The sequence below is a fragment of the uncultured Aliivibrio sp. genome, from assembly GCF_946479765.1.
GTDB lineage: Bacteria > Pseudomonadota > Gammaproteobacteria > Enterobacterales > Vibrionaceae > Aliivibrio.
Window position 1 is genome coordinate 173,120 of record NZ_CAMLHO010000002.1, and the last position, 11,507, is coordinate 184,626.

The 11,507-nt window shown below is 40.1% G+C and carries 11 protein-coding genes; all 11 read right to left on the reverse strand.

Annotated elements, in window-relative coordinates; genetic code table 11:
• Positions 1-19: 19 nt before the first annotated feature.
• The 11 genes from glnB to Q1K78_RS02125 all read right to left on the reverse strand — a co-directional run bounded on the left by glnB (position 20) and on the right by Q1K78_RS02125 (position 11,486).
• Positions 20-358 carry a nitrogen regulatory protein P-II gene (gene glnB, locus Q1K78_RS02075; RefSeq protein ID WP_300173906.1) on the reverse strand — a complete coding sequence of 113 codons (339 nt, stop codon included), beginning with the start codon at positions 356-358 and terminating at the stop codon, positions 20-22.
• A gap of 92 nt (positions 359-450) precedes the next feature.
• Positions 451-762 carry a cytochrome c gene (locus tag Q1K78_RS02080; protein WP_300173909.1) on the reverse strand — a complete coding sequence of 104 codons (312 nt, stop codon included), beginning with the start codon at positions 760-762 and terminating at the stop codon, positions 451-453.
• Positions 763-814: 52 nt separating this feature from the next.
• Complete coding sequence (gene tilS, locus Q1K78_RS02085) at positions 815-2,155, reverse strand: tRNA lysidine(34) synthetase TilS (protein ID WP_300173910.1); 1,341 nt, start codon at positions 2,153-2,155, stop codon at positions 815-817.
• Between the two features lie 73 nt (positions 2,156-2,228).
• Positions 2,229-3,188, reverse strand: a complete 960-nt coding sequence (accA, locus tag Q1K78_RS02090) for an acetyl-CoA carboxylase carboxyl transferase subunit alpha (protein ID WP_300173912.1) — start codon at positions 3,186-3,188, stop codon at positions 2,229-2,231.
• A gap of 50 nt (positions 3,189-3,238) precedes the next feature.
• Positions 3,239-6,718 (reverse strand): DNA polymerase III subunit alpha, encoded by a 3,480-nt coding sequence (gene dnaE / locus Q1K78_RS02095; RefSeq protein WP_300173914.1) that lies wholly within the window; start codon positions 6,716-6,718, stop codon positions 3,239-3,241.
• Positions 6,718-7,341, reverse strand: a complete 624-nt coding sequence (gene rnhB, locus Q1K78_RS02100; protein WP_300173916.1) for a ribonuclease HII — start codon at positions 7,339-7,341, stop codon at positions 6,718-6,720. The genes dnaE and rnhB overlap by 1 nt, the downstream gene beginning before the upstream one ends.
• Before the next feature lie 4 nt (positions 7,342-7,345).
• Complete coding sequence (gene lpxB / locus Q1K78_RS02105) at positions 7,346-8,497, reverse strand: lipid-A-disaccharide synthase (RefSeq protein WP_300173918.1); 1,152 nt, start codon at positions 8,495-8,497, stop codon at positions 7,346-7,348.
• A gap of 74 nt (positions 8,498-8,571) precedes the next feature.
• Positions 8,572-9,360 carry an acyl-ACP--UDP-N-acetylglucosamine O-acyltransferase gene (gene lpxA, locus Q1K78_RS02110; protein ID WP_300173920.1) on the reverse strand — a complete coding sequence of 263 codons (789 nt, stop codon included), beginning with the start codon at positions 9,358-9,360 and terminating at the stop codon, positions 8,572-8,574.
• 2 nt (positions 9,361-9,362) lie between these two features.
• Entirely contained in the window at positions 9,363-9,815 is a 453-nt protein-coding gene (gene fabZ / locus Q1K78_RS02115; RefSeq protein ID WP_300173922.1) for a 3-hydroxyacyl-ACP dehydratase FabZ, read from the reverse strand.
• A gap of 127 nt (positions 9,816-9,942) precedes the next feature.
• Positions 9,943-10,962, reverse strand: a complete 1,020-nt coding sequence (gene lpxD, locus Q1K78_RS02120) for a UDP-3-O-(3-hydroxymyristoyl)glucosamine N-acyltransferase (RefSeq protein ID WP_300173924.1) — start codon at positions 10,960-10,962, stop codon at positions 9,943-9,945.
• A gap of 8 nt (positions 10,963-10,970) precedes the next feature.
• Positions 10,971-11,486 carry an OmpH family outer membrane protein gene (locus tag Q1K78_RS02125; protein WP_300173926.1) on the reverse strand — a complete coding sequence of 172 codons (516 nt, stop codon included), beginning with the start codon at positions 11,484-11,486 and terminating at the stop codon, positions 10,971-10,973.
• Positions 11,487-11,507: the final 21 nt, after the last annotated feature.

Below are 11,507 nucleotides of genomic sequence, written 5' to 3' on the forward strand. Positions count from 1 at the left end.
TTGACCATTGAAATTACGATTAAATGGCGTCTTCGTCTTCTTCACCCGTACGGATACGGATAACTCGACTAACATCTGTGATAAAAATTTTACCATCACCAATTTTACCCGTTTGAGCCGTTTGAATAATGGCATCAACACACTGATCTACAGCATCGTCCGTTACCACTATTTCAAGTTTTACTTTTGGTAAAAAATCAACCATGTACTCTGCACCACGGTATAACTCAGTATGACCTTTTTGACGACCAAACCCTTTAACTTCTGATACGGTCATGCCAGTGATACCAACATCAGCAAGGCTTTCACGCACATCATCAAGCTTAAATGGTTTAATGATCGCTTCAATCTTTTTCATATTAGTCCTTTAACATTCGTATTTAATATCCGTCTATTATCGTTGAGCTACAGCGAACATACAACCTAGGAATAGCGTTACTTAATTTAAGGTTACTTCATTGTCGAATAATAAGCGGCTAAATTCGCCATATCTGCATCATTCAACATTGTTGCCATTGGTTGCATTACTGCTGCATTACCGCCATTACGTTGTTTGTTTTTATAGGCTTTTAATGATGATTCGATATATTGAGCATTTTGTCCTTTGAGGTTTGGATAGCCCGGAATAACAGCAATCCCATTCGCTCCATGACAAGAGGCACAAATAGCAGATTTTGCTTGTCCAGCCGCAGCATCACCCGCTGCAAATGTTGGCGCAGAAGCCATTAATGCAATGATTGTTAGTCCTATTGTTTTTTTCATAATATTGCTCCATTTATATTTTCAATCATTTTGACAAATTCATACTAAATGTCTATTTCAAGCCTAATTTCTTCCAGATCAGCTCACACTCTTGGCCTGAAAATGCTTTACATACAAACAACCCAGCAACGGCAGCAAGTTCTTCATTATAAAAAATTAAAGGCAATCGAGATCTCTGCCAACTAGGGATCCCATGCTCTTGATACAGTTTTTTCATTTTACGGCTGTGTTCACGAGTTTCTGGATGAGGCGATAATCCCTGAACATTAAAGCGAACTTCAACTTTCTCCGTTTCTAAAGGCGCTCTCAAGAAAAATCGTAACTCAAACACATCATCATGAATTATCTCTTTAGCTTTCTGATTCAACATCAATAACCCAAGACCATCTGGTAATTCAAGAGACTGCTGTAATTCACCCTTCCAAGACGAAAGATCGTCATACTGAGGCAAGCAATATAAATACCCTTGAAAGCGCCTTAACTGAATTAGACCTAATGCTAAAGAAGGATTTGCATCTTTCTTGGCTTTTGCCACTTCAGTCCACAATATTTTTAATTGAACCTGACTTGGTAGCGGTATCGAGAACTGCTTTAACCATAAACGCAATAGCATATTACGCGATAATTCAGACTCATTATCTAATTTGGAAACAGAAATCCCTTGATAGGTATCTTGAAACTCAATAAGTTTAGGTTGCAGTAACTCCGTTAATAAGCTCTCTTGTTCAGCACACAATTGTGCACTGCGTGATACCGCAGACGCAAAGCTTGGCCAACGAGTGACCAAATTAGGTACAACTTCATGGCGTAAAAAGTTTCGATCAAAGCGAGTATCTTTATTGCTTTCATCTTCTACCCACTCAAGTCTATTTTTCTGCGCATATCGCTCAATATCAGAACGAGGCTGGTTCAATAACGGACGACATTTATACCCTTTAAATAGCGGAATAATCGACGGCATTGACGATAACCCCGCCGGACCACTGCCTCTTTTAAGTGCGAGAAAAAAGGTTTCGACTTGATCATCTTGATGCTGACCCGTTAGCAATAAACTGTTACTTTGCAAGTGTCTTTCTAATACTTGATAGCGCGCTTTTCTTGCAACTTCTTCTAAGCTATCTTGAGCACTAACCGTTAGTTGCACTCGTTCAATATAAAGCTTAATAGATAAACCATCACAATGTGCTTGGCACACCTCCTCCCACTCAAATGCATGCTGGCTTAGTCCATGATTTACATGAACAGCAATGCACTCCAAGTGCCTTTCTTTAGCATAAATTGAAGCAAGACGAAGCAGAACCATAGAATCCATACCACCACTTAACGCGACAACCAAGTGTGGTTTAGATACAGGGTAAAAATCCAGTTGAGATGAGAATTGAGAATAAAGCATAAACAAGATGTCCAGATAATAAAAAAGCGAGCACTTAGGCTCGCTTTCACTTTACTCTATCTGACAGAAATTATCAGCAGTAACCGTAACTCATTAGACGTTGGTAACGACGTTCAAGCAGTGCTTCTTCATCAAAACCTTCAAGTTCATTTAATTGCTCAATCAAACGAGCCTTAATATTCTCAGCCGTTGTTTTATGATCACGATGTGCGCCACCTAGTGGCTCATCAATAATCGTATCAATCAGTTCAAGTTCTTTTAAACGAGGAGCAACAAGGCCCATCGCTTCAGCCGCTTGCGGTGCTTTATCTGAATCACGCCATAGGATTGACGCACAACCTTCTGGAGAAATCACTGAATAAGTAGAATACTGAAGCATATTGACATAATCACCTACGCCGATTGCTAATGCACCACCAGAACCACCTTCACCAACAACATTGCAAATCACAGGAACGCTTAGCTCTGACATGATTTTAAGATTCGTTGCGATAGCTTCAGATTGACCACGCTCTTCAGCACCAACACCTGGGTAAGCACCAGCAGTATCGATGAAAGTAATGATTGGCATTTTAAAACGCTCAGCCATTTGCATTAAACGTTTTGCTTTACGGTAGCCTTCAGGTTTTGGCATACCAAAATTGCGAAGTACTTTTTCTTTCGTACCACGTCCTTTTTGATGACCAATAATCATCACAGGACGACCATCTAAACGAGCCATACCACCTACTAGTGCTTTATCATCAGCAAAAGCACGATCACCAGCAAGTTCATCAAACTCAGTAAACATAAGCTCGATGTAATCTAATACATATGGGCGTTCAGGATGGCGTGCAAGTTGAGCAACCTCCCACGCACCTAAATCACTAAATGTTTTCTTTTTAAGATCTAAACATTTATCTTCTAATTGCTTAATTTCTTTATCTAGATCAAGTGCATTATCACCACCACGACGAGAAATATCACGCAGCGCTTCAATTTTAGCTTCTAGTTCTGCAATTGGTTTTTCAAATTCAAGAAAATTTAGGCTCATTAAAGAATCCTTGTTAGTTCAGGCAGCTCAAATTAGCAGCCTTACTTAGTCTAGTTAAATTCAAGCTCGACTTGCTGTTCGCCAAGCAACGACTTCAAATCATCCATTAGTTGGTCTGTTGGCGTCACTCGCCACTCTGTCCCTAAGACCAACTTAACACGAGCATTTGCTCGCTGATAATATACATTTACCGGAACAGTTCCTGCCCGATTTGGCTCTAGTATTTGACTAAAGCGCTCAAAAAATTGGTTGTTTATTTGCGCTTCCGTAATAGAAACGGATAATCCACGAGCGTATTTTTCTCGAGCATCTCCCAATGACATCACTTCACGGGCAGACATTTTAAGCCCCCCATTGAAATCATCAAAGCTGACCTGTCCAGAAACAAGCACTATTTTGTCAGTTTCTAGTAAATCGGCGTATCGATCAAGCGCATCTGAATATAACATGACCTCCATTCGGCCCGATCTGTCATCCAATGTCATTAAACCGATACGACTGCCTCGTTTTGTGGTCATTACTCTAGCAGCAATAACTAAACCTGCAACCGTTACGGTTTGATCACGCCTAGTAACGTGGGCATCATTCAAACGCCACGTCGTATATCGAGATAACTCTTTAATATACGCATTAACTGGGTGACCCGTTAAATAGAGGCCTAATGTCTCCCTCTCCCCTTCAAGCCAGACTTTTTCAGGCCATCTTGGAACATGAATATACGCTTGTTCTACTTCTTCAGGTGCTTGAGTTAATACCCCAAACATGTCCGATTGACCAAATGATTCCGCTTGATGGTGCTGTCCTGCCGCTTTCATTGCATCATCTAAAGAGGCCATTAATGCAGCACGATGTGGACCTAATCGATCTAATGCTCCAGAACGGATCAGTTTTTCAACCACTCGTTTATTGGCTTTCTTGGTATCAATTCGAGCACAGAAATCGAATAAATCACGGAAATGTCCGCCTTTATTTCGCGCCTCTATAATGCTTTCAATTGGGCCTTCACCCACCCCTTTGATTGCACCGATACCATAAACAATCGCGCCACTCTCATCGACATTAAAACGATAAAGACCCGCATTAACATCAGGTGGTAACACTTTTAGTTTCATACGGAAACATTCATCAACAAGACCAATGATCTTATCGGTGTTATCCATATCTGCCGTCATAACCGCTGCCATAAACTCAGCAGGATAATGCGTTTTTAGCCATAATGTTTGATAAGAAACCAGAGCATAAGCCGCTGAGTGAGATTTGTTAAAACCGTACCCCGCGAACTTTTCTACTAAGTCGAAGATTTTCATCGACAACTCACCATCTACCCCATTAGCAATAGCACCGTCTTTAAACGTGCCACGCTGCTTTGCCATTTCTTCCGGTTTTTTCTTACCCATTGCACGACGGAGCATATCCGCGCCACCTAGCGTATAGCCCGCTAAGATCTGTGCAATTTGCATTACTTGTTCTTGATATAATATGATGCCGTAAGTTGGCTCTAGCGTCTCTTTTAGTGACTCATGTTGCCAATTAACATCAGGATAAGACACCTCTTCACGACCGTGTTTTCGGTCAATAAAGTTATCTACCATACCTGATTGCAGTGGACCCGGACGGAAAAGAGCTACGAGTGCGATAATATCTTCAAAACTATCTGGTTGCAGTCGTTTGATAAGATCTTTCATACCACGAGATTCTAACTGGAATACTGCAGTGGTTTCTGAATTTTGTAATACTTTAAATGACGCTTGATCATCCAAAGGTATCGATTCTATGCGAACAGGTTCTTTTCCCTCATCCACTCGTCGTGGATTCACTAATCCTAACGCCCAATCAATGATGGTTAAGGTTCGTAGCCCCAAGAAGTCAAACTTAACCAAACCAGCCGTTTCTACATCATTTTTATCAAATTGTGTTACGGGGAAATTACCATCCGCATCACAATATAACGGCGCAAAATCAGTAATTGTGGTTGGTGAAATAACAACACCACCCGCATGTTTACCTGCATTTCGAGTACAACCTTCTAAGATACGACACATGTCGATCAGGGCCTTAACTTCTTCATCTCCGTTATATAACTCTGGAAGTTGAGGTTCTGCTTCAAACGCCTTAGCAAGTGTCATTCCTGGATCGTGTGGGATCAATTTAGATAAACGGTCAACAAACCCATAAGGATGACCAAGTACTCGGCCTACATCTCGAATTACCGCTTTTGCTGCCATCGTACCAAAGGTGATGATTTGAGATACGGCATCACGACCATACATTTCAGCAACATGGTCTATTACTTGATCACGCTTATCCATACAGAAATCGATATCGAAATCGGGCATGGATACACGTTCAGGATTCAAAAATCGTTCAAATAACAAGTCATATTCGAGTGGATCAAGATCGGTAATATCTAACGCATAAGCAACAAGTGATCCCGCACCCGAACCTCGCCCTGGTCCAACAGGAATTAAGTTATCTTTTGACCATTGAATAAACTCCATAACAATCAAGAAATAACCGGGAAATCCCATCTGGTTAATAACGTCGAGCTCGATTTGCAAACGCTCATCGTACTCTGGTCGACGATCTAGGCGTATGTTTTCATCTGGGAATAAAAAGGCTAAACGCCTTTCTAGACCTTCTTGAGATTTCTTAACAAGGAAATCTTCAATTTTCATCCCTTCAGTTGGGAAGTTGGGAAGAAAGTATTCACCAAGACGTACTGTTACATTACATCGCTTTGCAATTTCAACACTATTTTCCAATGCTTCTGGAATATCAGAAAAGAGTTCACACATCTCATCTTCTGAGCGTAAATACTGTTGTTCACTGTAATTTTTTGGTCGACGAGGATCGACTAACGTAAAGCCATCATGAATCGCGACTCGGATTTCGTGAGCATCAAAATCTTCCGCTTTAATGAAACGAACATCATTGGTTGCAACAACTGGCAACCCTTCTTCTTCCGCTAACTCTACCGCTAAATGAAGATAGCTTTCTTCATCATTACGGCCCGTTCGGGTTAATTCTAAATAATAATGTTCTGGAAAATACGTTTGGTAGAACTCTACGCATTCACTTGCAAGATCTTTATTACCTTTAAGTAAGGCTTTACCGACGTCACCAGTTTTACCACCAGAAAGAAGAATTAGGCCTTCTTTATGATCTATTAACCACTCTTTATCCATTACTGGAGTATGTTGCACATGACCACGTAGATAAGCTTTTGATATCAATAATGTAAGGTTTTTATACCCTTCATTATTTTTCGCCAATATGGTTAAATTAAATAACTCCTTACCAAATTCTTTTGATTGAACGGTAAAGTCGGCACCAATAATGGGTTTAACGCCTGCCCCATGTGCGGCAAAATAATATTTTACCAATCCACATAAGTTTGTGAAATCAGTCAATGCCATCGCTGGCATGTTCATTTCAGCGACTTTCTTTACTAATGGTGGAACTTTAGAAAGTCCATCCACTAAAGAAAAGTCACTGTGTATTCTAAGATGTACGAATTTAGGGTCAGACATTACTCTATTCCTAACACACGTTTTACCGGCTTAAAGCTACGACGGTGTTCTGAAATTACACCATGCTCTTCAATCGCAGCAAAATGCGCCTTGGTTGGGTAGCCTTTATGCTTAGCAAAGCCATATTGAGGGAATTCTTTATCTAGAACTTCCATTTCTCTATCACGGGTAACTTTAGCAATAATAGATGCCGCGCTGATCTCTTGTACTCGTAAATCACCTTTAACAATCGCTAAACCTGCCATCGGTAAATCAGGTACTTTATTGCCATCAATCAAGGCAAAATCTGGCGTAATAGGCAATCCGGCAATGGCTCTTTGCATCGCAACCATTGTGGCTTGTAAAATATTCAACTCATCAATTTCATGCGCTTCACAACGGCCTAATGACCATGCGAGTGCTTTTTCTTGGATCTCAGGAAACAATAAATCACGCTTTTTATCGGTCAATTTTTTAGAATCCGTTAACCCTTCGATTGGATTATTAGGATCTAAAATAACGGCAGCCGTCACAACAGCACCAACTAATGGTCCACGTCCTACTTCATCAACACCCGCAAACAACTGATAGCCTTCTGGGTATTCAAATGGTGGTAATTCTTTTGAGTCTGTTTTTTTAGTCATAACGTTATTCTGCTGTTTTTTTATTAATTAGACGTAAGACGGCATTTGCGGCTTGCTTATCCGCATCCTTTTGGATCCATTGATGCATTTCAGTAAATGTGTCAATCAATTCACTGTTATCTTGGCTTAATACTTTTTCCATCGCTGGGTATAGAAAATCAGGGTGACACTCTTCTTGAATAAACTCCTGTACTAATTCTTTTCCAGCCAATACATTAGGCAAAGAAACAAATTCAGTAATTGACAACTTTTGCGCTATCCATCCCGTCAATTTATTCACTTGATAACCAACAACCATTGGTCTTTTAATCAACATACATTCAAGAGCTACTGTACCCGATGCTAATAACACCGCATCGGCAGCTGTCATTACATTACGCGCGGTATCTTGAATAATGGTAAACTCTAATTCTGGCGCTATTTCTTTCCAGATTGTTTCAAATTGTTCACGGCGCTTTTCGTTCACAGCGGCAACCACAAAGCCCATTTCAGGATGCTGTTTATGAATACGTTGGCAAGTTTCAATAAATGGTTTAGCAATTAAAGCAACTTCACCACCACGACTGCCCGGTAAAACCGCTAACCATTGACGATCTTGCTCTAAATCTAACAACTCACGAGCCGCGACTTTGTCACTCTGCATTGGAATAGCATCAGCCAATGTGTGACCAATAAATTCACACGCGACATTGTATTTATCATAAAACGCTTTTTCAAATGGTAAAAATGCTAACACCAAATCCGTTGCTGCATCAATTTTAAAGATTCGTTTTGGACGCCAAGCCCACACGGAAGGACTGACATAATGAACTGTTTTTATACCCGAATCTTTCAGTGTTTTTTCTAAGCGCAAATTAAAATCTGGCGCGTCGATACCAATAAATACATCCGGTGGATTTTGAGTGAAATATTTTACCAATTCGGCTTTTACTTTTAATAATCGAGGTAAGCGACCTAATACTTCAACCAACCCCATTACGGCCAGTTCTTCCATATCAAATAATGACTCACACCCTTGAGTTATCATTTTAGGCCCGCCGATCCCAATAAATTCAGCATCGGGATATTGTGCTTTTACTGACTTAATAAAACCTTCACCGAGTGTATCACCTGAAAGTTCGCCAGCCACAATACCAATTCGTAATGGTTTGGTCATATTTGCTCCAAAATAAAAAAGGCCTACATCAATAGGCCTTTATAATATGCTTAACTATTTTCTAAACGCCGTTATTAACGAATAATACCGCGCGTCGATTTTTCAAACAAATCTAAGAAGCCTTGAAGCACTGGAAATTCTTCAATTTCTTTATTTATTTCCGCTTTTGCCTCTTCTAGCGTATTACCATTACGGTAAAGCGCTTTATAAGCACGGCGAATTGCATGAATTTCAGGTCGCTCAAAACCACGACGTTTTAACCCTTCGATATTAATACCAAAAGGCTTACAGTGGTTACCTTGTGCCATAACAAAAGGAGGCACGTCTTGAACAACAACAGAAGCTCCACCAATAAAGCTATGTGCGCCTACGGTACAGAACTGATGAACAGGAGATAGTGCAGAGATAATCGCATAATCTTCAACCGTTACATGACCTGCTAATGTTGCGTTATTGCCCATAATAACGTTGTCACCAACGATACAGTCATGCGCAATATGTACATTCACACAAAGTAAGTTATCACTACCAACGGTAGTCACACCACGGTCTTGAATTGTACCACGGTGGATCTGAACGCTTTCACGGATCACATTACGATCACCAATAACTACGGTTGTTGCTTCACCGTTGTATTTTTTATCTTGGCTTTCTTCACCAATGATAGCAAATGCAAAAATACGGTTACCTTTACCAATAGTCGTATCGCCTTTAATCACTACGTGCGACATAACTTCCGTGCCTTCACCGATGGTGATATTGCCAGAAATATAAGTAAATGGACCAACAGACACATTAGCCTCAATCGTAACATTGCCTTCAATGACAGCGGATGAGTGAATTTTAGCGCTTTCATGAATCATAATTAAAACTCTCGTCTTGCACACTTAAGTTCAGCTGAACACACTACAGCACCGTCAACTTTGGCAACACCAGTAAATAATGAGATACCACGACGATCTTTAATGAATTCAACTTCAATAACCAATTGGTCACCAGGAACGACTGGCTTACGGAATTTTGCTTTATCAATACTAGCAAAATAATACAGTTCATTTGCAGCAGGTGCGCCGAATGATTTAAATGCTAATAAACCGGTAGCTTGAGCCATGGCTTCAAGAATTAATACACCAGGGAATATTGGCATTTGTGGGAAATGGCCAGTAAATTGAGGTTCATTTACAGACACATTCTTGATCGCGTGTAAGTATTTTTCTTCTTCGAAATCAGTAACACGGTCAACCAATAAAAATGGATAACGGTGAGGCAGTAGCGCTTGGATTTCTGTAATGTTGAGTGTTTTATTTTCACGAGTCAAAATAATATTCCTGTAAAACAATATCGTATCTGAGTAACAGTGTAGCTCAAATAGAGTAATAATAGATAGACAAAGGTCTGCAAAATGCAGACCAATACTTATTAATTAGAATGTTGATAGATGAGAATTAGTCGACTAATTTTTTCTCTACAGCCTTTAATCGTTTATTCATATCATCAATTTTATGAACACGAGTCGCCGTTTTACGCCATTCTTTATTGGTTTGCAGTGGGATACCTGATGAGTACATGCCTTTTTCGCTAATGCCTCTCATCACCATACCCATACCTGTAATCGTAACACCATCGGTAATTTCAATATGACCGTTAATCACTGAACCACCACCGATAATACAATGTTTACCTATTTTGGTACTACCAGCGACAATTGTACCACCAGCCATTGCTGAACCAGATCCGATTTGTACGTTATGAGCAATTTGAATTTGGTTATCAATGATAACGTTACTTTCAATTACTGTATTATCAATCGCACCACGGTCGATAGCGGTATTCGCACCAATTTCAACATTGTTACCAATGATCACCGTACCTAGCTGTGGGATCTTAACCCAAGTACCACGATCATTAGCATAACCAAAACCATCAGAGCCGATAACTGTACCAGCTTGCACTAAGCAAGACTCACCAATTTCAACACGGTGATAAACAGAGACGTTTGCCCATAGTTTAGTATTTTTGCCAATTTTTGCTTCTTGACCGATAAAACAACCCGCACCAATAATGGCACCATCAGCAATAACCGCTTTTGATTCAATCACTGCATTATGACCAATAGCAACACCTTCACCAATAATTGCATCATCAGCAATGTAAGCCGATGGTGCTATATTTTTTGCTGGTGCAGGTGTTGTATCTAACGCTTGCGCCGCTAATGCAAACCCTAAATAAGGGTCTTTCATTATTAATGCGTTTGATTGGCAAAACTCAATATCGGCTTCTTTCACTATCACCGCAGACGCTTTACATTCTGCTAAGTGCTTTCGATATTTAGCATCAGAAAGAAACGTAATATCCCCTTCTCCTGCTTTACTCATCGAAGCGATAGAATGAACAACAACATCTCCATTTCCATGGACTGTTGCACCTAATTTTTCTGCCAATTTAGCAAGCGTAATACGAGTCATGTTCAACCTTATTTAATTGCTTTAATAACTTTTTCTGATAGGTTGTCTTCAGGTTTTGCCCAAAGCAGAGTTGCTGCATCAACAACCATATCGTAGCCTTCTTTGTTTGCTACTTTCTCTACTGTTTGTTGAACTTGCATGATCAACTTCTGACGCTCTTCACCTTGACGACGACGGTTGTCTTCATCTAAAGCTTGAGCTTTTAGTTTGTAGTCTGATTGTAAAGAAGCAATTTCACGTTCTAGTTTTGTTTTGCCAGATGCACCTAGCAACTCACCATCACGTTTAATTGTCTCTACTTTATCTTTGATTTTTGACTCTAAGCTACGCAGCTCATCAATACGATCTTTGAATTCAGCACGAAGCTTTTCTGAAATAGCTTCACGTTGTGGCATTTGCTGAACGATTTGAGCCATGTTCACGTAACCAATTTTGGTTGCTGCTTCTGCTGCATTAGCAAAGAAAGAACCACTTAACAGTACTGCGCCTAAAGCGGCAACTTTTACTAACTTTTTCAAAATCATATCCTTACTTATTGAGTATCG

Bases quoted from the DNA above. Each gene is read 5' to 3' on its own strand.
- accA (WP_300173912.1), bottom strand. From the start codon at position 3,188: ATGAGCCTAAATTTTCTTGAATTTGAAAAACCAATTGCAGAACTAGAA.
- Q1K78_RS02125 (WP_300173926.1), bottom strand. From the start codon at position 11,486: ATGATTTTGAAAAAGTTAGTAAAAGTTGCCGCTTTAGGCGCAGTACTG.
- lpxA (WP_300173920.1), bottom strand. From the start codon at position 9,360: ATGATTCATGAAAGCGCTAAAATTCACTCATCCGCTGTCATTGAAGGC.
- Q1K78_RS02080 (WP_300173909.1), bottom strand. From the start codon at position 762: ATGAAAAAAACAATAGGACTAACAATCATTGCATTAATGGCTTCTGCG.
- dnaE (WP_300173914.1), bottom strand. From the start codon at position 6,718: ATGTCTGACCCTAAATTCGTACATCTTAGAATACACAGTGACTTTTCT.
- lpxD (WP_300173924.1), bottom strand. From the start codon at position 10,962: ATGACTCGTATTACGCTTGCTAAATTGGCAGAAAAATTAGGTGCAACA.
- lpxB (WP_300173918.1), bottom strand. From the start codon at position 8,497: ATGACCAAACCATTACGAATTGGTATTGTGGCTGGCGAACTTTCAGGT.
- rnhB (WP_300173916.1), bottom strand. From the start codon at position 7,341: ATGACTAAAAAAACAGACTCAAAAGAATTACCACCATTTGAATACCCA.
- tilS (WP_300173910.1), bottom strand. From the start codon at position 2,155: ATGCTTTATTCTCAATTCTCATCTCAACTGGATTTTTACCCTGTATCT.
- glnB (WP_300173906.1), bottom strand. From the start codon at position 358: ATGAAAAAGATTGAAGCGATCATTAAACCATTTAAGCTTGATGATGTG.